Genomic DNA, 25,313 nt, shown 5'->3' with positions numbered 1-25,313 from the left:
TTTTATTTAAACATAGCTTTTTATCCATACATATCTATTCATATTTATTCTTGAATCTTAACAGATGCTGAATTTATAATCCCAAGCCAAATAAAACGGTGTTCAATGGTTGTTTGCTACAGATGTAGTAAACCATGCTTTTTTACGGGCAGCATGCATGAAAATGAAATTAAAAATATCAGCGGTTATATTAAGCTTACTTTTATTTGGATGTGGTGGCGGAGGCGGTGGGTCCAGCGAATCCAATGAACTAACAAAGCCTGCAGAAAAACAAGACCGTGCAGCACTATCTGCTCAAGACCTTTCTTTAACCTTTTCTGAGCAAGGTATTGCCCATTCTCAAGTAGACCACCAAGTCGGAAGTGCAGTGTACAAAATTTCTGCAGGTGAACCGAGTGATGTGATCCGGATAGACCCGCTTTCCGGAGAGATTACAATACTTGCTGCAGGAGAAACTCAAGTCACAGTCGTTGATAGTAGCAAGGAATACAAGACGTCAAGCACGACGTTTAATGTTGTGGTTGAGCAAGCTGAAAATGAGGCGCTAGAGCTTGCGGACATTACCATCCCGACCATTGCTGGCGAGGATATTATATTGCCTGTCCTTGGCCAGAGGGGGGAGGTAACCGTCGAGTTCCAACCGGAAGGGTTAGTGGACTTTGATCCCGAAACGGGAATTATTGCTGCGAAAGGAGTACCTGGCGAGGTTGAGGTGATCTTGACTGATTGTGGTGATCGAAATTACCGCGAAGCTACCCAGTCAGCCAAAATTACTATTGCGGCCTTAGATCCCGATAAACTCGAATTTTCATCCCAAGAGCGTGCTTTTCAATCGGGTTTAACACTAAGCCCATTGAAAATCAGTGGCTCTGAAGGGGGGCGATTGAAGTATCAGTTGGTAGAGGAAGAGGCCGAACCAGTAATTACCCTCTCGGAAGACTCAGGCTTGATGACAGCTCTTAGAGTAGGAGAGGCCAAAGTCAAAGTGACTCAACACTTGGGCAGTGAGTTTGGTTATGCCAAACAAGAAGCCTTTTTTACTGTCTTGATCAAACTCGGTAAGCGCGCAGAGCTAGAGGTATCCGATGCCGTTGTTATGTTTGATGCTACCACGTTGTTTTCACCGGCCGTCAATAACCATGTCGCGCCAGTGCGCTACGAAGTGGTAAGCGGTAACGATGTGATTGAGGTAGACGCACAAACCGGGCTACTTCGTTTTTTGCGGGTGGGTCAAGCTGAGGTGAGCGCTATAGATGATCTCAATACCAATTTTGCCGCTGACGAGCATCCGTTCACCGTTACGGTTAATCCGGCGGTGCACCCGGGGATGGAAGCCGGTGAACTGACTTATACCTATACCGAAGGGATGAGTGAATCGCCGAGAATGGAAGGGCAATTAGGCCAGTTGACGCTAAGCGGGCAGTCGGATGTTGTATCGCTCGATGGTGGTCGTTTGACGGTACTGCGCGCTGGCTCAGCGAAGCTGACGGCGATTGATGATGGTGGCGACAATTACTTGCCATCGGCACCGGTACCGCTGACCGTGAATGTGCTCAAGGCGCCATACCCTGAGTTTACAGTCAGTAATGTGACTACGACCTATTTCCCCGACTATTGTGAGGCTGTCGTCTTTGAGGGCGATGTGGGTATACTGCGCGTGTTGCCAGTCTCCAGCAGTGATAGCAATATTGCTGAGTATGACGCTGCCAATGCGTGTTTCAGATTAAAACGCAGCGGTATTGCCAATTTCACGGTAGAGCGTGAGGAGAGTGATAACTTTTTGGCCTCAGAGCCTAAACGCATGAGTGTAGTGGTGAACGCTGCTGATTCTCGCTTAATTGTCGACGGCGATTTGGTGCGTACCTTCTCTGAAGGAAACCCTACCATCCGCCCACCCGCTATTGGCGGGGGAACTGGCAACTTGAGCTTTAAGTTGCTGGAGGATAAAAGCGAGCAAGGGGTGATTGCGGTTGATACCAAAACAGGAACAATCACTATCCACAATGCAGGCCATGCAGTGGTACAAGTCACTGACGCAGGTGATGATAAATACAGTCCGGCGACGGCCTCTTTCGCAGTGACCATCGAAAAAGCACCGAACCCTGTCACCGTTGACTACAGTGATGCAGTTTATACGTCTGATGGAGTTATTTCACCGCTAATCGAAAACCTCAAAGGAGATATTGCTTTCAAGGTGTACCAAGCTGATACCTCTCCGGTTACCGTAGCCTCTGATGGTACTGTGAAGATGCGCTCAACCGGGTCTTTTCACGTGCTTTTTGAAGCTGCCGAAACACGAAACTATTTATCTGCTTCTGACTATGCCGGCGCGTTTATCGATAAGGCGGCGCACCCAGGGTTCGTGGTTCGTCACGATAAGCTCGAATATGAGCCACTGAAGAAAGTGACACTTGATCTTCCAAAAGAATATGGAACAAGAAGCTATAGCCTGCAAAGCCTGTCGAGTGGTTGGGTTGGACAGTATTTGAGGGTCGATCCTAATTCGGGAGAGCTCGCGTTATTGGACTATACGCCGTCAAAATTTTTCGCTTTGCAAGTTAGCGAGCAGGAAAGTGAACTCTACAAAGCACTGGCACCTATGTCGGCCAGTTACCTTTCCGTTGTGCCTCCGGCAAAAGGGAGCGCTACCCGTGATCTGACTATTTCAGGGGTATTTACTGTTGTAGGGAGTACGATAGATGCCTACAGTTCGCCATACCAGGCTACAGAGCTTGATTTTGCGGGTGCGACGGTAATGCAGCCGACTATCGAGGAAGTACAGAAGCTGGGGTTGGGAGTCGCCTTGTCTGTGGATGTGCAATCGGCCGAGCCGATTGGAGAGACCGGTCATCAATATCAAGAGTCGGTAAGGTTATATGTGCAACGCTATGAAGGGTGTGCGACGACAGTGAATGTTATGAATTTGCCAAATTTGATGGCGCAAAAACAAGCTCAGCCTTTTTACAAAGGAAACTATTGTCAAACTGGCCCGACAAACCGTATTGTGACTTACACTGTTGTCGATAAATCACTGATTGATAGATATGACTTTTACGATGGTGACTGGAATGCGGTGCAGCCTTTCGTGATCTATCGAACCGCAGAAAAGCCATCAGGCGCGGGTTATGTAGAGAAGCAGTTAGTCGAGTGGGATCGTTTTGAAGTGAAATTATCACGCGATTAATTTATAACAAGCGCTAGATTGAAAACAGCGGCTCAGTGAGCCGCTGTTTTTTTATTTCGGTGGCCATTTACCTGTTAGTCACAGGTTGAGGCTCCGATGTTGTCCCACACAGCTGCAACTCCAGGCTCTTCGCCTTTGGTCCACCATTTGGCCTTCCAGCGGTTGCCATTATGGTTGACTTCATCGCCGCCGTTATAGGCTACTCCCGTGTTCCAGCCGAACTCGACATCGCTAATCAGTTTCCACTGATCGGCAGTCACGCTTGGCTCATTGTTTTGTGTCCAGTATTTAGCCTCCCATACCAGCTGATCATGACTAACTTGATCGCCAGTGTTGTATACCGCACCACCAGACCATGCTGGATAGTTGCCAGCATTCGGGTCGGTGAGGTCACACTCATTACCGCCGGTATCTTTAGGGGTCACTGTGACCTGGGTTTGTGCCTGGGCATCCAAAGCGCCATCTGATACCAGTACTGATACTGTTGCCTGCGTGCTCTCAGAAACAGTTGGAGCGGTAAGGGTCAGCGAGGCGGTGCCCTGGCCGGAGACTAGAGCAAAGCCTTGCGGGATGGCCCAACTGTAAGTTAATGGATCAGCGTCTGGATCATCTGCTTGGGCAGTCAGGGTAAAGTTATCCTGCGATTTTACCGAAAGCTGGGCTGGCAGCGACACGCTCGGTGGCTGGTTTTCCTGCTCTGCTTTGTTGGTGATGGTCACCGTGTCAGTGTCAGTCAGGCCTTCTTCATCAGTTACGGTAAGGGTGAAGGTATAGCTGATGTCAGTATCGGTAGACGGTACCGTGATGGTGGCCTTAGCTTCGTTTTCGCCTGCAATTGGCAGAGTATCGCCAGCTGTTTGCTTCCAAGAATAACTGATTGCTTGTTGCTCTGGGTCGTAGGAATTTGAGCCATCAATAATGACATCGATAGGCCCTGTCACCGTTTGGTCGACACCGGCATTAGCATGAGGTGGCTTGTTTACCGGTGGTGGTGTCACTCCGCCATGCCCCAAACCATCGTGCATGGCATTGAGGACATCGCCATTATCGGCATCGATTTCCCACGAGAACAGACCGGCTAACCCTCTTTGCTGAACATAGTTCCCTTTGGCTTGTACTGCCCTGGCATTATCGTAAGAGATAAGTTCCTTGGTGGTAGGGTTCCATTTGTAGGAGGCTTCGGCTTGTTCGTCATAGCGATCTTCCCAGCCAGCCCCCGAATGGTTGTTGGCAATATCACGGTAATCGAGCACGCCGGCTTCCCATGTGCCATCGATAGCGCCCGTAGCTTGCCCGGTCATTGGATTATCACCGGTATAGTTGTGGACACCTTTCCAACCACGGCCATATTTCGGCACGCCAATGACGAGTTTTTTAGGATCAAGCCCTTGAGCCAACAGGTCGTTTACCCCACGGTCTGTGGTGTGGGTGATTGCTGGATTATGGCTGGCATCATACAGTCCGGATTGATGGCCCAAGTTATTGAAATCCCATGCGCCGAACATGTCATAGTTCATCAGGAAAATATAATCCATGTACTGCTGGGCACGGCTGTAATCAACCACCTCGATCTTTTTGACATCGACGCCGATGGCAGAAGTCAGCTCATAAGTCCGGCCGGTTTCTGCCGATAGGTCATCCAGCATTTCACGCAGTTCTTTCATCAGTGTGACGTACAATTCGCCATCTTTTTCTTTGTCGCCCAGGGTAGGGTGGGCTCCGTTACCGCCGGGGTATTCCCAGTCAATATCGACACCGTCGAAGAATTTCCAAGTCTGCAGGAACTCTTTCACCGAGTTGACGAAGGTGCGGCGTTTCGCTTCATCATGCATGAAGTAAAAAGGGTCAGAAAGCGTCCAGCCGCCAATTGATGGCAAGATTTTTAAATCCGGATAGGCTTGCTTCAATGCCATCATTTGACCGAAGTTACCCCGGTAAGGATCAGCCCAATCGTTAACCCCCTGCTGGCCTTTTTGCAGTGCAGCCCATGGGTCGTGGATGGCGACTTTGAAGTCGTCGCGTCCGGCACAGGCTTTTTGCAGTGCTTCGAAGCTGCCAGGGATCTGTTTCAAGCTATCGTTGATGCCGTTGCCGCCACAGATTGGGGTGAAACCGTAAATAATGTGCGTCAGGTTCTGAGCGGGTACTTTATCGATAGGGAAGGCGCGGTCATACACACTCCACTCGACAAAGTAGGTACCAACCACCTTGCCGGACTTATTGGTGTAAGGCTTGTTGTTCTCTTGTAGCACGGGGACTAGTGGAGCGAGGTGGCTGCCATCCGTGTCGGCGATTGTAAGCTTGACGCTGCCACTTTCGCTACAGCCATCAGCGTTACATAGTTCGACAGTCATGTCGTAGACACCGCCTTTGCTGACATCAAAGGTGGCGCTTTTGACGCTGCCACTGCCGGTCCAAACCGTGTTGCCATCGAGTTTGACCTTGGCCGTGTCGGCAGGGTCGCCACTCCAGGACTGCCAAGACACCGTCACGGCAACAGTATCGTGGATGCCGACGACGATATCTTCGTAGCTGCTGGCATCACGGTTTAGCTCGACGAGGGCGTAAGTGTGCTCACCCCAGTCGATGGTAGGGGCACCGGGCGCGGCTGCGTAGCTTATTGAAGACGAGAGTAAACCGCCAATAAATATGGCTAGATTAGACTTTTTCACAGAATAAACTCCATTTACCTAAAACGAATAATGGTTCAGGGAGCGAGATAAATTGATTTTCTATTTATAAATTAAGAAAAATAGAATTAACCCATTACAATCACGCTTCATTTGTTTTAATAAATACGAGCACAACGTAAATGGAGAAACTCCACTTGAGGTAGCCCCGCTATCATTGAGAAACTCGTTAGACCGGAAGCTTTGCGTCCTAAACTTTCATTTAGTTTGCCGTTGTCACAAGTACCATTAAATTAGTAGCAAAGGCGCTTATTTTGGTCAAAGAAAAATCTTTTGCTAATGCCTGAATGGAGCGAAAAATTGTCACTATGTGATATTGCTTCATGAAGTTGATTGAAGTGGGGTTTTAATTAACTCTTTGAATTGAAATGAATAAGTGATCTTTATCTAGCAAATTGGTGCGACCAGTTTATGGCTGGTAATGCGTGCGGCTGGTATATGTTCAGCGCTTTTTTGTCTACTATTTTTATTATTTGTCAGGTTTATGGGCGGTGATTTTCTATTCGTCAGTTGAATTTCTATTGATTGTGAGTGGTAGGGCGAGTTAATGAGAAATATTTAGTGTTTCTGGATACTTATTTCATTAGCCTTTCATTACTCCCACACCAATAATGTGTGAATGGTTGGCTGATTTAACTTTAAGAGTATGTATATATTGGTTTTTTTGTTTGCTGTTATTGATGAGCCAAACTAGAGTGCTGGATAGAAAGAAAGTTAAAGTGGTAAATTAAGTTTACTGCTTGAGTGTATCAGCCGATCCAAGTCGGTGGCATTTATTGGCTTGCAATGCGGGCGGATCGACCAAATCTGAAGGATATTAAACAAAAAGGTCGGATTTTTTTTGTTTTGCTGAACTGCTTCAAAACCATTGCGTTAGGTTTGCCATTGGCCGGTGGTTTATTTACTTTCGCGCAGACAAATCACTCTCACCGAGAAAAAGTAGGAAAACAATGACGCCACGTAAATTTGCGGTTGATGACGGTTCAACCAACGTTAAAGTAAGTTGGATTGAACAAGGTGAACTACATACCGTTATCTCTCCTAACTCGTTCCGTAAAAACTGGAAAAGTGCCGCACTGAGAAAAGACAAGAAGATCTTTAATTATACGATTGGCTCAACCAAATATACCTACGACATGACTTCAGACAAAGCCCTGGAAACAACGCATGTTGATTACCAGTATGATGATCTGAATCTACTTTCCGTTCACCATGCGCTGCTGCAGACAGGTATTGAACCGGGTCCGGTTAAGTTGGTGGTGACACTACCTATTACCGAATATTACAACGCCGAAGATTGCCAAAAAAACGAAGCGAAAATTGCCCGCAAGCGCGATAATTTGATGCGTCAAATTGAACTCAACAAAGGTGAGTTGTTCGATATCATTGATGTCGAAGTAATGCCCGAGAGTTTACCTGCTGTGCTCTCGACTTTGACGATGCAGTCTGTTAGCCAATTCAATCGCTCACTGGTCATTGATATTGGCGGGACTACGCTGGATATGGGGGTGATTGTCGGCGAATTTGATGATGTCTCTGCCATTTACGGAAATAACGAAATTGGCGTATCCATGGTGACCGATGTTGCTCGTAAGTCCTTGGCAGTTGCTGATAGTGATTCAAGCTACCTGGTGGCGAATGAGCTTATCAAGCAGCGCGATAACCTGGATTTTGTGCGGGAAGTCGTGAATGATGAAACCCAGATCCCAGTTATCCTTGAAAAAATCGAAACCAAAATCGACGAGCTTGGCAAGCAGGTTGCGTACGAAGCGAAGAAGTTTGCCAAGAACCCGAACCGTGTCTACTTGGTCGGTGGCGGTGCGAGCTTAATTTTCCCGGCAGTGAAAAAAGCCTACGAAACACTGGGCGAGCGCGTAGTGCTGGTGGACGAGCCGCAAGAAGCCTTGGCGCGTGAATTGTGTCTGTATCATGCCGATGGCGAGGCGGTTAATATGCCAGAACAAGAGGTTGTAAATGGCTGATCGTCTAAAACGGATCAATTATTCCATTTATCTCGACCCGGTTAATAACCCGGCAGATCTTTATGCCAGTAAGGTACTGCACCAATGGGCTGACGATTTTGCCAGGCTGAAATCAGAATCCGGCAATGAGCACAGCCTGGCATTACTCAATGCGCGGAATGTCCAAAAGCAGGTCTATTTGAGTGGCCTGTTCATGCACTTGCTGAGTCCTGACTTATCTCAGCAACTGAGCATGCAGCTCACTGAAGCCCAGGTATCTGAATTTACGCTGGAAAAGACCCTCCAGGGACTTGGGTATCTAGCGACGAACACTGAGCAAGTGTGCAACCAGCAAACCCAGGAAGAGCTGTTTGAGGCTTTAAAGGCGTCGATTTTCGAGCAGGTCACCACTGAGGCTGAGCGTACGCGCGAGCACCTATCAGCGGTCATGTCATCAACGTTGGCAGCAGAGGGTGAAAAGGGAAGTGCGGCGAATACGGTTGAAGCGGTGACTGCTGCTGTTTCTGATGCGGTAGAAGGCCATCATGCACAAAACGCGAGATTGGTTAAGCTGGTCGAACGACAATCGCAAGAAATTGCTGAGCTTAAGCAGATGCTGGCGTCGCAGTCTGAACTCATCGGCAAGTTATCTAAGGGCGGCATAAGTTCGCAGGCGGGCTTATCAAACCAAGAACAAGGTGAAACCCCTGTTGTAGATTTGAACGAGCGTCTTGCCCATGTGCAGAAGATCAAGAAGAAAGGGATCTTTTAGGGTTGCCTGTTGTTGAATAGAAAAAGTACACGCAATGGCGTGTACTTTTTTATTGGCCATCGTAGCGACTGTGATTAGGCAGTGACAGCGCCTACTGTAATATCACTATGTTGCTTGTTCTGAATATCTTTCCAAACCAGCGGTATAACAATAGCGGCCAGCAGGATGTTAGACAGCGGCACCGACAGCCATACCCCATCTACACCTAGCCACTGGGGCAATAGGTACAAGAAAGGCAGTTGTACCAGCATGTTGCCCGCCGAAATCCCGAGGGCCTTTGCCCCTTGGTTAACTGACATAAAATACACAGAAGCCAGCGCGATCAAGCCATCGAGGAACATTGCGAACAGGTGCAGGCGTAGGCCATTGACTGTTTCGGTTGCGAGAGCCGGATCCCCGTTGCTAAATAAGCTTACTAGGGCGTTCGGAAATAGATTCAGGAATAGCACCGAAGTGATACCCGTTAGCATTACCACTTTGCTCGCAAGGAGCAGTGTCGCTCGGATCTTTCTGCCGTGTCCGGCACCGTAGTAATAACTCACTGGGGGCTGCATACCACTGGCGATCCCTTCGGCAAGTAGGTAGTACATCGTCATCAAGTAGCCGACAATGGCGAATGCCCCGACATGCACGGCACTGCCGTAGTGCATAAATAACTTATTATGCACGGCGATAATGAAACTAAAGTAGACGTACATGAATAAGCTTGATGTTCCAAGGCTAACTGCATTGGCAGCAATCCCTGCGTTAAACTTGAAGGTGCCGAGGCTGAGCCTCAATTTGGAATAGCCAGTGAAAAAGTAGCCTACTGCCACGATAGTAATTGATATTTGGGCAATGATAGTCGCAATAGCTGCTCCTCTTAGCCCCATGTCCAGCTGCGCAATGAAGATATAATCGAGGATAATATTCACAATGGCACCAGCCATCATCAGGGCGGTTGAAAAGTTAGGGCTGTCGTCGTTGCGAATGAGCATTGGCAAGGCACCTGCCGCAATGGTGAATACGGCTCCCCAGGTGAAGACATCAATATAAGCCCGGCCCATTGCCAGCGGTGCGCCAGTTGCACCTTGAGCGATTAAGAGCGACGGCGCAATCAGCGCCAGTGCAGCCATCACCAACAGGCCCGCAATGGCGATTAAGCCAAGGCCAGTAGCAAGCGCCTGTTGTGCTTTTGTGTGGTTGTCTTCACCTTTGTATATCGAAATCAGGCTGCCAGTCCCCATGCCGACAAGCAGGCCAAGGCCCGCAATAAGCCCGATGATAGGCCAGGCCATATTGATCCCGGCTAATCCTTCAAAGCCTATGAAGTGGCCAACGAAAATACCATCAATGACTTGATAGAGGCCGTTAACCAGCATGGCGGCAACGGAGGGGATCGCATATCGCCAAAAGGTTTTGCTGATACTTTTATTATCGATTGTGGTGTCTTGCTGGGGGAGACTTTGTGTAAATTTCTCTTGCATAGGAGATCTTTGGCTTTTGTGACTTTGAGAACATTATCCCCCTTTTTATGATTGATTGAAGTTAGGAACTATCCGCTTTTCGGATAGAATGAGGTTGTAATATGCTAATAGAGTGAGATGAACAAGGTGAATTGGACGATAGATCAGCTGGAAGCTTTTGTGTGTGCGGTGCAGCAGGGCTCTTTTTCAGCCGCAGCGAGGCATCTTGGTAAAGCTCAATCTCGAGTGAGTACCGCTATTAACAACCTAGAAGTGGACTTGGGTTTTGAATTGTTTGACCGAAGTGCCCGTTTACCGGTACTGACTGCTGCTGGTGAAGAAATGTATATTGAAGCCCGAGCGGTGCTGGCGCAATGCGAGCGGATGTCCGCGCGGGCGATGACAGTATCCTCCGGGCAGGAGGCGACATTTACGATCGCAATTGATGAGGCAGTGCCGATTACTGCCTTTGAAAGTTTGTTTACGTCGATATCCGTGACACACCCGTTTCTAAAGCTAACGGTTATCAATGGATCACAACAAGATATTGCTCAGTGGGTCGCGACGGAGAAAGCTGACCTCGGGGTGTTGTTTCATCAAGATACCCTGCCTGAGAGTTTGGAGTTCACTTCTATCGGTCAGTTCAAACATGCGTTGATTGTATCGCGAGATCACCCTTTGGCAGGTATTCCGGTACCGAAAGTGACTGATTTGATTCAATACCGGCAGCTGGTTATTCGGGACAGGATGGGAGTGGGGAAAGCGACGCCCATTTCATCTAATTATTGGCATATTGATAGCTACTACCTCATTTCTTCAATGGTTATACGTGGGATCGGCTGGGCCTTGGTGCCAGAGCATGTTGCACAAGAAGAGTGGTATGTAGACGAGCTTGTAGAACTATCAACGGAAGAGATCCCTGAGCCACTAATGGTAGAGATGGGGGTCGTGAAGCGCAGGGATAAGGGCGTAGGTCGAGTGATGGACTGGTTGTATAGCGAAATGGCCCAAATCTTCTAGCTATCGCGATCATTTTCTAGTTATCTTTATTAAACAAATTGTTGCTGTTAATGTCGTACTTATAACCAATTGAAATATGTTGAAGTAAAGAGTGCTGCCGAGCTATGACCGAAGAATCACCGCTAACCACTGCCCATGACACCTCCCAATCGTTGCCGCTTATTCTTGCTGGGCCAATATTGCGTAAGGTAACGCCCAAGGAGCTGACGTTGTGGTTTGCAGTCTCGAGTCCGCTGGAAGGAATTTTTACTTTATATCAGCAAGCAGATCAAAAAGAGCTATTTTCCGGCAGCCTCTCGCAGGGTAAACATGTCCGAATCGGTGAGCGAGCTTGGATATACCAGGTAACGTATTTGGGCGAGTTTCCTGCTGACACCCCATTGGAATACCAAGTTGAAACACAGGACGGCGTACTCACTGAGCTCATTCCAGATCTGCTCTATGACGGGGAATCACGCCCAGCCTTTATCATTAAAACACAAGCCGATTATGTGATGCATGGCTCTTGTCGCAATCCGCATTATCCAAGTAAAGACAGCCTAGTGGCCGCTGATGTTAAAGTTGCAGGGCAAGAAATTGACGATAGGCCGTCATTGCTCATGATGAGCGGTGATCAAATCTATGCCGATCATGTTGCCGGTTCAACACTTGACAGTATTCAGCAGGTTATTGATTTACTGGGGCTCTATGATGAAGATTTCGATAAGGCACCGGTAGCCAATACCAAGGAGCTGCGCTGCCATGCTGATAACTTCTATGGAAGGGAAAAACTGTTACCGCAATACCTGGAAGGAGGGGAAGATATCATTGAGAGATTTCCCCGAGTTGCCAGTTGGTTACGGCGCAAGTCTCCGGTTTTCAGCTCTCGTGAATCTGGCAATCACCTGATCACACTAAGTGAGTTCAACGCTATGTACTTGTTGGTATGGTCTCCAGAGCTGTGGCAGTTGGTCGATAGTGCGAGACTGGAGCACAACCTGTTCCAGTGGCAAGGCAATACACTTGAAGCTAAATGGCAAACGCTTTGGGCTGATGAAAAAATACAGATAGATCAGTTTGTCAAAGGCTTACCGCAAGTCCGCCGCTTGATGGCGCATATTCCAACCTACATGATTTTTGATGATCACGATATTACTGACGACTGGAACCTGACGGTAGGGTGGGAGCAAGCGGCTTACCATAACCACTTTTCTCGGCGGATCATCGGTAACGGCTTGATCAGTTATTGGCTATGTCAGGGGTGGGGCAATGCGCCTGAGAGCTTTGACGAGACGTTTTTTAGTCATGTTGAAAGTTATTTCGAGCAGCCAACCAGCGATAGCCAAGACAGTCTGATTGACTTTCTCTACCGGTTTGAGCAATGGCACTACACCATTAATACAGAACCGAAAATGCTGGTACTCGATACCCGTACCCGCCGCTGGCGTTCTGAGTCCAAGATGAACAAGCCTTCGGGTTTGATGGACTGGGAAGCGCTCAGCGAGCTGCAAATGTCTTTGATGAATGAACCCGCAGTGATTTTGGTTTCTGCTGCGCCGATGTTCGGGGTGAAGTTTATTGAATCCTTGCAGCGTGGCATGACTTGGCTAGGGCAGCCATTGCTTATCGATGCTGAAAACTGGATGGCCCATCCAGGCTCGGCCAATACTTTGATCAGCATTTTCACCCATACCAAAACCCCAACCAATTTTGTGATTTTATCTGGTGATGTGCATTACTCGTTCGCTTATGACGTTAAGCTGCGTTTTCGCAATAGTAGCCCGAATATTTACCAGATCACCTCAAGCGGGATCAAAAACGAATTTCCCAATGCGTTATTGCGTGTCTGTGATTTCATGGACCGTATATTATATAGCCCTCGCTCCCCGCTCAATTGGCTCACCAAGCGAAAGCGTCTTAAAATCTTCAAACGCGATCCGGACTTGCCGGGGAATCACCGCCTGATTAACCGTAGCGCTATCGGTGAAGTTAGGCTGGATGCTGACGGTAAGCCTGTCGATATTGCTATTTTGACTGCCGAAGGAGAGAGGGTGAGTTTTCCGCCAATTAACGCCAAGTAAAGAACTGGCCTATATTTTCTAAGTGATATTTCAAAGAAATAACAATAGAAGGGGAAGTCGATGGCGTTAACGTGGAAAAAAAGGTTGGTATTGAGTTCTGTCTCAGCGGTACTCGTATTTGGGGCTGTTAGTGCCTGGGCGGGGTGGAAATTGGATAGCACTCACTCCTCGATTGGGTTTTCCTCTGTAAAGAATGACAGTGTGATGGAGCAGCACGGCTTTCGTAATTTGAGTGGGTCTATTTCTGATGATGGTGAAGTATCGCTATCTATCGATTTGACCAGTGTAGATACCAAGATCCAGATCCGTGATGAGCGAATGAAGAAAGAGCTGTTTCATACTGATAAGTTTCCGCTAACCAATATCGAAGCCAAAGTGAATGGTGAGGCTATCAGCGGGTTAGCCGCAGGACAAACCTTGGTACAAGATGTCGAATTCAAGCTCGATCTACATGGTAAGGAAGAAACACTGAATGCCAAAGTTCAAGTCACTGGTCTGGATGACGGAGGCTTACTGGTTTCTACCATTCAGCCCGTCGAAGTGAAAGCGGGCGCCTTTGGTCTCGATGGCGGGATAGGCAAGCTCAAAGAGATCGCCGAGCTTAATTCGATACTGCTTACCGTACCCGTTAATGCGAATTTGGTGTTTGTGGCCGAATAGTATCAACAGATACATGGCATCTTCTTACATAATAGTACTTCTGAGATCCGATAGTTTTACCAAGCCGGCCATTGCCGGCTTTTTTTAATGGTGTTACTTTTCCTCTACAACGGAGCGTTTACAGGGATAGACATGAGAAAAGTTAACATTGAAGGACAAACAGTTACGCCGAGCAAAGTTGTATGCGTAGGTCGAAATTACGTTGCCCATATCCATGAACTGGGTAATGAAATACCCGATGAGATGGTACTGTTCATCAAGCCGAATTCGGCCATATCTAATACGCTGCGGTCTTCCCATGGCGGCGATGAGCTTCACTACGAGGCTGAGCTATCTTTTCTTTATCGCAATGGGCGTTTTGATGCCGTGGCTGTAGGGTTAGATCTCACCAAGCGTCGTGTACAAAGCAAACTCAAGGAAAAAGGGCTACCTTGGGAGCGCAGTAAAGCGTTTGATGGTTCAGCTTTGTTTGGCGAGTTTGTACCGCTGCCACCATCTGAGCGTGGGGAGTTGGGCTTGCGCCTGTTCATCAATGATAAATTGACTCAATCGGGCTCAACGTCATTGATGATTTATTCGCCAGATGTGGTTTTGCAAGAAGTCCAAACCTTCATGAGCTTGAACGATGGTGATATTGTGATGACAGGTACACCCTCTGGTGTGGGCAAAGTACAAGCCGGAAGTCAGTTCGAGGCTCAGGTAACAGCGGGTGAAGAGGTTATCGTTTCAACGCAGTGGCTAGCCAAGTAACCCGTTGAAATACTAACGCCATATCGAAAGAGAAAAACTAAGCGTGTTTGATAAAGAAAAAATTGTAAAGTTAGCCAATGTGAAGATGCCGTTTGGTAAGTATGCGGGCCGGGTGATTATTGATCTACCGGAAGAATACTTACTGTGGTTCCAGAAAAAAGGCTTTCCTGAAGGGGAGTTGGGTTTGCTGATGGCATTAGCCCTGGAGATGAAAATCGAAGGGCTGGAGAGTGTGATACGTCCGCTCAAGCGGGATTAGAGCGTTAAAAAAACAGACAATAAATCTCATGGCTAATTAAATAGATGGTCATGAGAAATAGTTAAAACAAAAAGAGCGAGTCATTGACCCGCTCTTTTTTCATGTAGATGGCAGCTAGAGCACAATAATGTCATTGGCAAGCTCGTCTTCATCATCGTTGAAATTCAAGCTATCAGGGCAGTTTGCCAGCAGCTCTTCATCTGTCGGTACGACAATGGTTGTATTGTTTAGTAAATCCATAGTTACACACCTTGTATAGTGCTATGGCAGAGGCCCATAGCTATTTTCTCCCCTAAGGGACATTTCCATTACCTAATGTTTTACTGGCAAGAATAGGAACATTAAATGACAGCGTGATGAAAGCGCGACATTGATCTCATCGAAATGGATGCCTGAGGCTAGTTCTGGTCGAAATATAAACAAATATGCGGGTTATCGAGATAACATGAAACGCAGGCGATTGGTGTTTGCCATGCGCTGGCCTGCGGCGTTTTGCAATGAGAAAATCTGTTTGTAGATAGTGAAATAGCGATTAATGTTGCCGACATAGGTAATCGGCTCCATGCCGACTTCTTCTTTGACAATAACCTCGACATTGTTGAACCAGATTGTCGGGTCATAGCCGCGTTCTTCGGCTACTTTTCTTAACCGCTTTATCCTGTTTGGGCCCGCATTATAACTGGCAAGGGCAAAGTAGAGCTGGTTGAGTTCATCCGTTTCATCATCATCGACATAGTTCTCACGGATAAAGTCCATATACTTAACTCCAGCATGGATATTGTTTTCGATATGCTGGATATTACGGATGTTGATATAGGGCTCACTGGCGGTTTGGGGGAGGACTTGCATGATACCTATGGCGCCCGCATGTGATCGCTTGGATTGGTCAAAGCCCGATTCTTGGTAAGCCTGGGCCGCGATGATCAGCCAGTTGATGTCATACATGTTGCCGTAGCGGATAAACTTTTTTTCAAGTTTCTTGAATGTCTCAATGTTGTCAGGACTCATCACTTTTTGAAACCATTGCTTACTGTTGAGGTAGCGGTTGAAAAGGATGTTTCCGTTTAGCGTGCCTCGTCGGTTGTTTTCAATAAACTCATCAACTAACGCTTTAAATTTGGGGCTGTTTTTGCGAAAACTCCAGCCGATGGCACCATTCTTCCTGATTGGGTATTCATAGTGGATTTGGAGGTCATCGTTGACCAAATCCCAGAATTCCGCTTTGTGCGAATCAAGGACAGTCATCGGAATAATGCCCTCCTGAACCATCTGCAGCATTTCAAAGTCTTGTAGGGTCTCTTCTATAAAGTGCACATACATGGGTTCTTTGCCGAGCTTCTGGAGCCGCTTGTTAATCCGCCGGACGCTTTGATAGTAGCTTGAGCTCGCGCGAAGCCAGACACTCTTCTTCGACAGCTGCTTTATGTCGGTAATAGGGCTGCGGGTTGAGTGGGTAATAAAAAGTTCTTGTATGTCACTGAGTATTGGGCGGCTGAAGTCCACCTGCCTCATTCGTTCAGGAGTGATGGTTAGGTTTGCGGTGACCAAATCACCGATGCCAGCATTTAATGCCGGAAGCAGTTGGTCGCGATGGACGGGGATGATTTGGATGCGGTACTTGCGTTGGGTCTTTTCCGTAACGAATTTTTCAAACAGCAACAGCATCTCGGAGATCAGCCCTTTGGGTTGGCCTCGGTCAAGATAATAAAACCCAAGATCAGCGGCCACCAGAACCCGGATAACACGCTTTTTTTCCATTACCGGTAGATCGCCCGTGTATCTATCATAAGCCTGCGGGGTAAGTTGGAATGCATTACTGAAAGCAGGCAGCACGAGAGCAATGATGAATAAGAAGGGCAGAGCAGAATGCATGGGCAATACTCTTCACGATGATGATTTTGAGTATAGAGGGCAAGGGCACAACCGACAAAAAGCCCCCTAACAAGGTGACTGAATGGTACTTTGATAAAAGCAGTTTTGAACTCAAACTATCAAAATTATTCAAGCTTTTTTTTAGAGAATTCAGTGCTGAAGCAAAAATAAATGGGTTGACATTTTTGCAATGAAACGAGTGAAAATGTCAGTTTTGAGAGGTCACCGAAAACATCGGTTGTAAGGTGAACGCTCTTGGTAAAATACTGACTTAGATCAATGTTTCTGTTCCTGAATTCTCGCTTAATACACCACATCTTGTATCGGTCAATTTTGTAAGCCCTATATTTAGTGGTTTTAGTGACACTGTCATTTTTAGGAGACTTGTGTGAACCCTGTTGTGATTAAGCGTGATGGATGCCTTGTACCGTTTAATACCAAGCGTATTAAAGAAGCGGTATTGAGTGCTGCCGAATCTGTAGAGGCGATGGATGCCACCTATGCTGAGTCTGTTGCTGAGCGAGTTTTGTCTCAGTTTGCTGACCAGGAGCAGGTTGAGATCCACGCTATTCAGGATGCGGTTGAGAATCACCTGATGATGGGGCCACATAAGGCTGTTGCTCGTGCTTATATTGAGTACCGTCATGACCGTGATATCGCGCGTGAAAAGAAAAGTCACCTGAACAGTGAAATTCGCGGCTTGATTGAGCAAAGCAATGCGTCTCTACTTAACGAGAACGCGAACAAAGACAGCAAGGTTATTCCTACCCAGCGTGACCTGCTGGCGGGTATTGTTGCTAAGCATTACGCAAAGCAGCACCTACTGCCGCGTGATATTGTCAAAGCACATGAAGACGGCGATCTCCACTTCCACGATCTGGATTACTCTCCATTCTTCCCGATGTTCAACTGTATGCTTATTGACCTCAACGGCATGCTGACCCATGGTTTCAAAATGGGCAATGCAGAAATCGACACTCCAAAATCGATTTCTACCGCTACAGCTGTAACGGCGCAGATTATCGCTCAGGTGGCTAGCCATATTTATGGCGGTACCACGATCAATCGTATCGATGAAGTGCTGGCTCCTTATGTCGCCGTGAGCTACGAGAAACACTTAAAAGTGGCGAAAGAGTGGGATATCCCTCAGCCAGAGGAATTCGCTAGAGCCCGCACCGAGAAAGAGTGTTACGATGCATTCCAGTCTTTGGAGTATGAAGTAAACACCCTGCACACTGCCAATGGTCAGACACCGTTCGTCACCTTTGGTTTCGGCCTGGGCACCTCATGGGAATCGCGCTTGATCCAATCGTCGATTCTAAAGAACCGTATTGCCGGCTTGGGCAAAAACCGTAAAACAGCGGTGTTCCCTAAACTGGTTTTCGCTATCCGCGATGGCTTGAATCATAAAAAAGGTGATGCCAACTACGATATCAAGCAACTGGCACTAGAGTGTGCATCGAAGCGTATGTACCCAGATATCCTGAACTACGACAAAGTAGTCGAAGTGACGGGGTCATTCAAGACGCCGATGGGATGCCGTAGCTTCTTGGGGCCATATGAAGAAAATGGTGAACTGATCCACGAAGGTCGTAACAACCTGGGTGTGGTGAGTTTGAACCTGCCGCGTATTGCTTTGCAAGCAAAAGGCGATGAAACGACGTTCTTTGCATTGCTTGATGAAAAGCTTGGCCTTGCGCGCCGTGCATTGGAATCCCGCATCAGCCGCCTTGAAGGTGTTAAAGCTCGCGTGGCACCAATTCTGTATATGGAAGGCGCATGTGGTGTGCGTTTGCAGCCAGATGACAATGTTTCTGAAATCTTTAAAAATGGCCGTGCTTCGATTTCACTAGGCTACATTGGTATCCACGAAACTATTAATGCGCTGTATGGTACTGAAACCCATGTTTACGATAGTGAAACACTACGTGAAAAAGCGATTGCTATCGTTGAGCGCCTGAAAGCGGCAACAGACAGCTGGAAAGAAGAGACCGGTTACGGTTTCAGCCTTTACAGCACGCCAAGTGAGAACCTGTGTAGTCGTTTCTGCGCGATCGACACCAAAGAGTATGGTGTGGTTGATGGTGTGACAGACAAAGGTTATTACACCAACAGTTTCCACCTGGATGTTGAGAAGAAGGTCAACCCTTACGATAAGATTGACTTTGAGATGCCATACCCAGAAATCGCTAACGGTGGATTTATCTGTTACGGCGAATATCCGAACATCCAGCATAATGTTGAAGCTTTGGAGAACGTGTGGGATTACAGCTACACCCGTGTGCCATACTATGGCACTAACACCCCTATCGATGAGTGTTACGAGTGTGGATTTACCGGTGAGTTTGACTGTACAAGTAAAGGCTTTACCTGTCCTAAGTGCGGCAACCATGAGCCATCCAAAGTGTCGGTTACCCGACGCGTGTGTGGATACCTAGGTAGCCCCGATGCTCGCCCGTTTAACTTCGGTAAACAAGAAGAAGTTAAACGCCGCGTAAAACATATGTAATCACAGACGTTTATCCGCAATATCGAAACAAGTGCCGAGTAATCGGCACTTTTTTATTTGGAGCTGCAATGAATTATCACAACTATTATCCTGTAGATGTAGTCAATGGCCCTGGCACACGGTGTACCTTGTTTGTCTCTGGCTGTGTGCACCAATGCCGTGGTTGCTACAACCAGAGTACTTGGCGGCTGGATGCAGGCCATGCCTATACCCGGGAGTTGGAAGACCAAATCATTGCTGATCTGAATGACAGCCGTATTAAGCGCCGTGGGCTTTCATTGTCAGGAGGAGACCCCCTGCACCCTGCGAATGTAGATGCTGTTTTAGGCTTGGTAAAGCGTGTGCAGGCAGAATGTCCTGGCAAGGATATTTGGTTATGGACAGGTTATTGCTTTGCAGAGCTTGATGAGCAGCAACGAGCGGTACTAGAGTTTGTCGATGTTGTCGTAGATGGCAAGTTTGAGAAAGAGCTGCATGATCCTGAATTAGTCTGGCGGGGCAGCAGTAATCAAGTTATCCATCATCTAAAAGGCTAAACAAAGACATTTAGCTACGTTACGCGGTAATTTTGCCAAAAAATTGGCACGAAGTGTCTATAACTTGCCCTCTTCTGTTAAATTTATGTTTAAATTAGAGGGTTATCCACTGTTTCTGTGTATAACTCTGGGAAAACAGCTTGAGTATTTGGTGGCATTTTTATGCTGATATAAACCAGGCTTGTATAGGCCCTGATTTAAACGCTACGTCGAATTATTCTATATTATCAATCATAATTCATCTCAATGTATAATTTTATTATATCTACATTATATATTTTGCTAGGGGTTAAATTTAAGATATAGCTTATAATTATTAGGAATAATAGTTTATTAAAACTCAATTATAGTGTGCTCATAAACCTAATTTGATATGATTGATAATATCGACTCGTTAAGTTGAAATTATGCATTTATAACGGGCTCTATGTGGCTTATGTTTTAGAAATTGGATAGTGTACATTGCCTCCTTTACTTTCAAAGTTATCTACAAATTCCTTATTGGTTGCTATAAGCAATGTTTTTATTATGGCTTTGCCTGTGTCTTTGATGGCGGCGCTTTTTAACTTGCTGTCTATATTTACAGGTAAGCTTGGTTATGACAGTCTCAGTGTTACACTCGGCTATGCCGGGGAGATGACAGGACATATGTTCCCGCTGTTATTGAACATTTTCCTGACAACATATTACTCATCAATACTACGCTTACCGAAAGCGGCACCAATATCTTGTGCTCTGGCCTCTTTTTTTATTATTTCCCAGCAGTGGGATCTCATTTCACCTGTCATAGCTCTACCCAATAATTTTTTGCTTTCCCTGCTGACGGCTTATGCTTCTTGTGTCATTATTTCAAGAATACATAAGGTTAGGCTGTTTGACTTTGACCGGTTTATAACAACAGTGGACTCATCAATTCAAATGATAGTCACTTGTGTTCTCACTTTAGCCATATTAATCATAACTTCTCATTTATCCGCATTTGTATTTAAAACATTTATTCATCCAGAAATAGTATTTCCTGACTTGGATCCCGCATCCTTTAAGGATGGTCTGTTTTATGAATTTATTCGAGGGATATTATGGAGTCTGGGTATTAACGGCCATAATATTCTGCATGTTTATAAAACTGAACTTTATGATATCAGTATTGCTAATATGGCGGACTGGAAGAACTTTGGGGCTGAGCTCAACATTATCAGCACTAATTTTTATGATTTTTTCACCGGAATGGGGGGAAGTGGCAATACGATAAGCTTGGTTATGTGTATGCTGTTATTTGCCAAAAGCAAAGGGTATCGCTTGTTGGCGAAAGCTGCGCTCATTTTGACGATATTCAACATCAATGAGCCAATATTGTTTGGCATTCCAGTTATATTTAATCCGATTATGATCTTGCCATTCTTGTCGGTGCCGCTTGTGAGCTTCTTGTTGGCATATGGTGCAACAGCTGCGGGAATCATTCCTCCCTTAAGCGAAGTACACAGCTGGTTGATCCCACCCGTGCTCAGTGGGTATGTTGCCTCCGGTGGCGAAGTCTCGGTGGCTCTCTTCCAGGTGTTTCTTATTTTGGTCGGAATTGCTATTTATTATCCATTTTTCAAAATCATGGATAAGCGTTCGCTTGGTGTAGATGTATCTTCAATCTTCCGCACTCATTTCTTTAAGGATGACGAAGTACCGGTCAAATCAAAGCTGAACAGTTTTATTCCTTCGATACAGGACAATATGAATGCTCAGCGAGAAGTCGAGGAACTCCAGAGTAACGGTGCATTTGTTCTTTATTACCAGCCGCAAGTTGATATACAGCGTTCTGAAGTGGTGGCGTTGGAAGCGTTGCTGCGCCATGAAGATGTAAATGGACGAGTAACGGGGCCAACTTTTTTGAAGTCATTTGGTCAACTTGGGCTGCTAGCCGATGTAGATTTGTGGGTGTTGGAAAAGGCGATTTCAGACGCGTCCGAAATGGTGCATTCGCCAAATTTTACTGTCTCGGTCAACGTGTCTGCCGATACTATGCTTAAAAAGGGATTTGTGAAATCACTGAAGCAGGTCATAGACTGTAGTCGCTTGGATTATGAGCAAGTCGAAATTGAAGTGACAGAAGAAGTGCTTATTCAGGACGAAGTCCGTACGGCGAAAGTGATTCAAGAGATCAAAGCCATGGGAGTATCCGTTGCGCTGGATGACTTCGGGACTGGGTACTCGTCGTTGGCATATTTGTCACGCTTTGAGTTTGATAAGATCAAAATTGATCGCTCTCTGGTGGAAAACTTACATTCTGAACGAGGCAGAAACTTGTTTGATGTTGTTGTTCAGCTTGGCCATATCGCACAGGCTAAGATTGTGGTGGAAGGCGTCGAGACGGCAGAAGAGTTGGACTTCATTCATGAAAAAGGGGTGCAGTATGTACAGGGCTTCTTTTTCTACCGCCCAATGACAAAAGCACAGATCATTGCCGAGCATATCGTGCCGACATGTTCGAGTCAGGCTAGAAAAAAGGTTTCTTCTGAAATTGAAGTAGGGTAAATTCCCCTGTCTGAGTTTTGCTGTTGGAGGCGTTATGTCACGCACTATTATTTATACCTATAAGAACGAAGAGAAAACGCTTACGTTTTCTTACTCTCAGTATCATACGATTCATGAGGCGGTAGCAGCAGCAGAAGGAATTGATTTACGCCAGTACTTGAAGATGGAGCAGCAGGTTGAAGCTGTTTCTTCTGGTAGCAAAGCGGTTAGGGATTTTCGCGATAGCCACTTTCGCAAACTAGGCTTTGGAAAAATCACCTTAGCGAAAAAAGAAAACCGCGGTATTGGCGAAAAATAGACCGCCGAGTTACTGTAGAAACAGAGCCCCATTAGCCATGGGGCTTTTTTGGTGCGCCGAGCATGGCGTTGTTCTAGGAGGTGAAAGTCCTCTACGGGCTCAGTCGAGCGAGAACCGTTAGCCTATGCAAGGGTGCCCACCGTGAGGTGGGATCTGAAGGAAGCAAACGGCAAAACTTGGTTGTGACGAACAGAAATCTGATAGTAGGCCAGTACAACTTGGGTAACCTAGCCATATATAGAATAGCCCAATGCCTCGACGGGAAGTGTGTACGGGTAAATCAGGCACAACCAAGGGAAAGAACAACGTCTTACCTCGGGAGATCTTATTAGCTGTCTCGGACGAGACTAGTGCAGCAGTGATGCTGCGTGACGGTTAATAAGAAGTCAGCAGAAGGCATAGTACCTTGGGGAAGTACAACCCAAGGGAAGGCCGGAACTGAATATATCAAGAAGCAGTCATTAGACACTCAATCATGTGGAGTCATAGCAAGATGAACAATATCTCTACGTACCAATGGGCAACACCGCAAGTGACGCTCATGGCCACGAAGAATGACAAGCATGTTTGGCGTAGACAGGAGGACGAGTCTTGGTGACCTCCACTCAGTTGATGGAGCAGATCTGTTCATCAACGAATCTGAACCAAGCCCTGAGAAGAGTAAAGAAGAACAAGGGATGTGCTGGGGTTGATAAACTCGACATAGCAGCCACTATCTCGGTGCTTCGGCAGTCTTCCAATGGGCAAGCGCTCCGCCAGAGCCTTCTGGACGGTAGCTATCAACCCCAACCCGTCTTGGGTGTAGAAATCCCTAAACCTAGTGGGGGAGTGAGGCAGCTAGGTATCCCAACGGTACTTGATAGGATCGTCCAGCAGGCCATCACATCAGTCCTGACAGATATCTACGAACCTAAGTTCTCCAACAGCAGTTACGGGTTCAGGCCCAACCGTAGTGCCCACCATGCTCTGGCGGCAGCAAGCCACTACATCAGGGAGGGGCGGGGTTATGTAGTCGATGTTGACCTAGCGAAATACTTCGATACTGTGAACCACGATAGGCTGATGCACAGGTTATCGAAAGATATCACAGATAAACGGGTACTGAAGCTGATCAGGTCATACCTACAGGCAGGCATAATGCGAAACGGGTTAGTCGAGCAGAGGCAACGAGGGACACCACAGGGTGGCCCATTATCTCCGCTGCTATCAAATATCGTATTAGATGAGTTGGATAAAGAGCTTGAACGAAGAGGGCATAAGTTCTGCCGATATGCAGACGACTGCCAAATCTACGTGCACAGTGAGGAAGCCGCAAATCGAGTAAAAGCCTCGATAACGGAGTTCTTGGAGCAGAAACTGAAACTCACGGTCAACCGGGAGAAGAGTGCAGCAACAAGAGTGACAGAGCGGACTTACTTAGGCCATCGCTTCCAACGAGATGGAAGTATCCATATCTCGAAGACAGCACAAACTCACATGAAGAAGCGAGTGCGTCAAATAACGAAGCGGAATCGAGGACGAGAGTTGAAGACAGTAATAGTCGAACTAACTCAATATCTAAGAGGTTGGCAACACTACTTCAAGCTCGCCATGCGGAAAAGCGCGATGCAGCGCTTGGATGAATGGATAAGACGGCGCTTACGGTGCTACCGACTCAAGCAGCGAAAACGCAGACACAGCATAGCGATATGGTTACGCCAAGAAGGCGTAAACGAGCGCAATGCTTGGAAGCTAGCGATGTCAGAGAAAGGATGGTGGCATCTGGCTTTATCGCCGCAGCTCAATCAGGCCATGCCAACGAAACGGTTCAAGGAGATGGGCATGTACTCATTGAGAGATGGGTATGAGTCACTGAAAATATATTCGGAACCGCCGTATGCGACCCACGCTTGTACGGTGGTGTGAGAGGACGGAGGCCGCGAGGCCTCCTCCTACTCGATTGCTTTTTTTCCAGCCTCGGTAAACGCAATATCCTGCCAAGGCCGCCAAAATATGCTTCAGGGTATGGCCGCTGACTTGTGACGTGAGTTGGTATAGCTCGTCGTCTTTTGATTCGGCTATTTTACAAAGAACGTATAAGCCGAGGGCATAGAGGTAATATTGGGTCGGATTGTTTCTGTTTGGGTACAGCCAGAGAATTAAGGGAATATGAATGATGGGAAGTAGTTGCACTAATACATAAGGTGCCATATCACCGCGCCCATCAACGACATCCGTCATATACCAGTAGATGACAGAGAGTACACCGTAGGCCAGGGTGGGTAGCAGCATTGCTTTGCCTAATTTTGGGGAAAGGTATTGTGCAATGATAATGCAATATAGGCTGATGAAGCCGATCGTAATTGGGATCCTATCAAGCATCAAGGTGAAAGGGCCTGGCAATAAATGGTATAGGCTAGATCCCAAAAAAGCCCCAATTAAGCTGACAAAAAACAGCGGGTAAGCGAAGGATAGGGCAGGCTCACTTGCAAGAGAGTGATGGTGATTTTTCTTGAGCCCTATCAGCCCGACGACAAGGAAACCCACGTTGCTGACAACATTCCAAAAGTGTGGGATGCCAAGCAGTAACCGTTGATCAGCATAGTCATAGAAGTTTCGACTCTGCCGGATCGGCGAGAAATAAATCGCCAGCAGTCCGAGGATTAGCGCGATGACTATCAGCAACACGTACCGCCAATCAAAAAGTGAGCGTTTACTTGCCGGGGCGGACTTTTGCTGAGAGCTATCAGGTTGCGTGCTTTTTGGTTGTGGGCTGGCTGGCATAGGGCTGC

18 protein-coding genes and 1 riboswitch are annotated in these 25,313 nt (G+C 46.9%); of the genes, 13 read left to right on the top strand and 5 right to left on the bottom strand.

Translation table 11 applies throughout. The annotated features are described in order from the left end of the window. Positions 1 to 367 precede the first annotated feature (367 nt). The gene (locus PTW35_RS23985; RefSeq protein WP_281027775.1) at positions 368 to 3,184 is read left to right on the top strand and encodes a cadherin repeat domain-containing protein; all 2,817 of its coding nucleotides are present in this window, start codon (positions 368 to 370) and stop codon (positions 3,182 to 3,184) included. A 74-nt stretch (positions 3,185 to 3,258) separates the two neighbouring features. Here the strand turns inward: PTW35_RS23985 and PTW35_RS23980 are convergent, their stop codons facing one another. Beyond that, on the bottom strand, positions 3,259 to 5,856 hold the full coding sequence (locus PTW35_RS23980; RefSeq protein WP_281027774.1) for a glycosyl hydrolase family 18 protein: 2,598 nt from the start codon (positions 5,854 to 5,856) through the stop codon (positions 3,259 to 3,261). 156 nt (positions 5,857 to 6,012) lie between these two features. Further along, positions 6,013 to 6,096: riboswitch (cyclic di-GMP riboswitch) on the bottom strand. Between the two features lie 728 nt (positions 6,097 to 6,824). On the opposite strand from PTW35_RS23980, the gene parM reads away from it, so the two are divergent. Beyond that, a complete protein-coding gene (parM, locus tag PTW35_RS23975; protein ID WP_044620814.1) occupies positions 6,825 to 7,856 on the top strand; it encodes a plasmid segregation protein ParM domain-containing protein in 1,032 nt (343 codons plus the stop codon). Next, the gene (locus tag PTW35_RS23970; protein ID WP_044620815.1) at positions 7,849 to 8,607 is read left to right on the top strand and encodes a hypothetical protein; all 759 of its coding nucleotides are present in this window, start codon (positions 7,849 to 7,851) and stop codon (positions 8,605 to 8,607) included. Before parM ends, PTW35_RS23970 begins: the two co-directional genes overlap by 8 nt. 74 nt (positions 8,608 to 8,681) lie before the next feature. On the opposite strand, the gene PTW35_RS23965 is transcribed toward PTW35_RS23970, so the two are convergent. Continuing rightward, complete coding sequence (locus PTW35_RS23965) at positions 8,682 to 10,073, bottom strand: MATE family efflux transporter (protein ID WP_281027773.1); 1,392 nt, start codon at positions 10,071 to 10,073, stop codon at positions 8,682 to 8,684. A 126-nt stretch (positions 10,074 to 10,199) separates the two neighbouring features. Here PTW35_RS23965 and PTW35_RS23960 point away from each other — a divergent pair, with 126 nt between their 5' ends. The 5 genes from PTW35_RS23960 (at position 10,200) to PTW35_RS23940 (ending at position 14,801) form a co-directional block, all read left to right on the top strand. Further along, on the top strand, positions 10,200 to 11,072 hold the full coding sequence (locus PTW35_RS23960) for a LysR family transcriptional regulator (protein WP_044621850.1): 873 nt from the start codon (positions 10,200 to 10,202) through the stop codon (positions 11,070 to 11,072). 104 nt (positions 11,073 to 11,176) lie between these two features. Further along, on the top strand, positions 11,177 to 13,132 hold the full coding sequence (locus PTW35_RS23955; protein WP_281027772.1) for an alkaline phosphatase D family protein: 1,956 nt from the start codon (positions 11,177 to 11,179) through the stop codon (positions 13,130 to 13,132). Positions 13,133 to 13,192: 60 nt separating this feature from the next. Continuing rightward, a complete protein-coding gene (locus PTW35_RS23950; RefSeq protein ID WP_281027771.1) occupies positions 13,193 to 13,792 on the top strand; it encodes a YceI family protein in 600 nt (199 codons plus the stop codon). Positions 13,793 to 13,924: 132 nt separating this feature from the next. Continuing rightward, positions 13,925 to 14,542, top strand: a complete 618-nt coding sequence (locus PTW35_RS23945; RefSeq protein WP_281027770.1) for a fumarylacetoacetate hydrolase family protein — start codon at positions 13,925 to 13,927, stop codon at positions 14,540 to 14,542. A 43-nt stretch (positions 14,543 to 14,585) separates the two neighbouring features. Next, positions 14,586 to 14,801 carry a DUF3820 family protein gene (locus PTW35_RS23940; RefSeq protein WP_044620842.1) on the top strand — a complete coding sequence of 72 codons (216 nt, stop codon included), beginning with the start codon at positions 14,586 to 14,588 and terminating at the stop codon, positions 14,799 to 14,801. Positions 14,802 to 14,915: 114 nt separating this feature from the next. On the opposite strand, the gene PTW35_RS23935 is transcribed toward PTW35_RS23940, so the two are convergent. After that, positions 14,916 to 15,041: a hypothetical protein gene (locus tag PTW35_RS23935; RefSeq protein WP_281027769.1), complete on the bottom strand. Its 126-nt coding sequence runs from the start codon at positions 15,039 to 15,041 to the stop codon at positions 14,916 to 14,918. A 192-nt stretch (positions 15,042 to 15,233) separates the two neighbouring features. Beyond that, positions 15,234 to 16,673: a lytic transglycosylase F gene (locus PTW35_RS23930; protein ID WP_281027768.1), complete on the bottom strand. Its 1,440-nt coding sequence runs from the start codon at positions 16,671 to 16,673 to the stop codon at positions 15,234 to 15,236. Between the two features lie 388 nt (positions 16,674 to 17,061). On the opposite strand from PTW35_RS23930, the gene nrdD reads away from it, so the two are divergent. From nrdD to ltrA, 5 genes are all read left to right on the top strand, one after another. Next, positions 17,062 to 19,182: an anaerobic ribonucleoside-triphosphate reductase gene (gene nrdD, locus PTW35_RS23925; RefSeq protein ID WP_281027767.1), complete on the top strand. Its 2,121-nt coding sequence runs from the start codon at positions 17,062 to 17,064 to the stop codon at positions 19,180 to 19,182. A gap of 68 nt (positions 19,183 to 19,250) precedes the next feature. Continuing rightward, positions 19,251 to 19,718, top strand: a complete 468-nt coding sequence (gene nrdG / locus PTW35_RS23920; RefSeq protein ID WP_281027766.1) for an anaerobic ribonucleoside-triphosphate reductase-activating protein — start codon at positions 19,251 to 19,253, stop codon at positions 19,716 to 19,718. A 528-nt stretch (positions 19,719 to 20,246) separates the two neighbouring features. Next, positions 20,247 to 22,244 carry an EAL domain-containing protein gene (locus PTW35_RS23915; RefSeq protein ID WP_281027765.1) on the top strand — a complete coding sequence of 666 codons (1,998 nt, stop codon included), beginning with the start codon at positions 20,247 to 20,249 and terminating at the stop codon, positions 22,242 to 22,244. 34 nt (positions 22,245 to 22,278) lie between these two features. Then, the gene (locus PTW35_RS23910; protein ID WP_044620852.1) at positions 22,279 to 22,542 is read left to right on the top strand and encodes a DUF2960 domain-containing protein; all 264 of its coding nucleotides are present in this window, start codon (positions 22,279 to 22,281) and stop codon (positions 22,540 to 22,542) included. 612 nt (positions 22,543 to 23,154) lie between these two features. Further along, positions 23,155 to 24,447 (top strand): group II intron reverse transcriptase/maturase, encoded by a 1,293-nt coding sequence (gene ltrA, locus PTW35_RS23905; RefSeq protein ID WP_348637735.1) that lies wholly within the window; start codon positions 23,155 to 23,157, stop codon positions 24,445 to 24,447. Here ltrA and PTW35_RS23900 read toward each other — a convergent pair. Further along, entirely contained in the window at positions 24,391 to 25,305 is a 915-nt protein-coding gene (locus PTW35_RS23900; protein ID WP_281027764.1) for a hypothetical protein, read from the bottom strand. The two genes, ltrA and PTW35_RS23900, sit on opposite strands and share 57 nt — an antisense overlap. Between the last annotated feature and the right edge of the window lie 8 nt (positions 25,306 to 25,313).

Origin of the sequence: Photobacterium sp. DA100, from assembly GCF_029223585.1 — a bacterium.
Taxonomy (GTDB): Bacteria; Pseudomonadota; Gammaproteobacteria; order Enterobacterales; family Vibrionaceae; genus Photobacterium.
Note: the sequence above shows the minus strand (reverse complement) of the source record. Positions and strands in the feature narration are given on the sequence as shown.

What these genes read in the sequence shown, in the direction of transcription:
- PTW35_RS23910 (WP_044620852.1), top strand. Translation starts at nt 22,279, where the DNA reads ATGTCACGCACTATTATTTATACCTATAAGAACGAAGAGAAAACGCTT.
- PTW35_RS23965 (WP_281027773.1), bottom strand. Translation starts at nt 10,073, where the DNA reads ATGCAAGAGAAATTTACACAAAGTCTCCCCCAGCAAGACACCACAATC.
- PTW35_RS23950 (WP_281027771.1), top strand. Translation starts at nt 13,193, where the DNA reads ATGGCGTTAACGTGGAAAAAAAGGTTGGTATTGAGTTCTGTCTCAGCG.
- PTW35_RS23935 (WP_281027769.1), bottom strand. Translation starts at nt 15,041, where the DNA reads ATGGATTTACTAAACAATACAACCATTGTCGTACCGACAGATGAAGAG.
- PTW35_RS23955 (WP_281027772.1), top strand. Translation starts at nt 11,177, where the DNA reads ATGACCGAAGAATCACCGCTAACCACTGCCCATGACACCTCCCAATCG.
- PTW35_RS23915 (WP_281027765.1), top strand. Translation starts at nt 20,247, where the DNA reads ATGGCTTTGCCTGTGTCTTTGATGGCGGCGCTTTTTAACTTGCTGTCT.
- PTW35_RS23970 (WP_044620815.1), top strand. Translation starts at nt 7,849, where the DNA reads ATGGCTGATCGTCTAAAACGGATCAATTATTCCATTTATCTCGACCCG.
- nrdG (WP_281027766.1), top strand. Translation starts at nt 19,251, where the DNA reads ATGAATTATCACAACTATTATCCTGTAGATGTAGTCAATGGCCCTGGC.
- PTW35_RS23945 (WP_281027770.1), top strand. Translation starts at nt 13,925, where the DNA reads ATGAGAAAAGTTAACATTGAAGGACAAACAGTTACGCCGAGCAAAGTT.
- parM (WP_044620814.1), top strand. Translation starts at nt 6,825, where the DNA reads ATGACGCCACGTAAATTTGCGGTTGATGACGGTTCAACCAACGTTAAA.
- PTW35_RS23930 (WP_281027768.1), bottom strand. Translation starts at nt 16,673, where the DNA reads ATGCATTCTGCTCTGCCCTTCTTATTCATCATTGCTCTCGTGCTGCCT.
- PTW35_RS23900 (WP_281027764.1), bottom strand. Translation starts at nt 25,305, where the DNA reads ATGCCAGCCAGCCCACAACCAAAAAGCACGCAACCTGATAGCTCTCAG.
- ltrA (WP_348637735.1), top strand. Translation starts at nt 23,155, where the DNA reads ATGGAGCAGATCTGTTCATCAACGAATCTGAACCAAGCCCTGAGAAGA.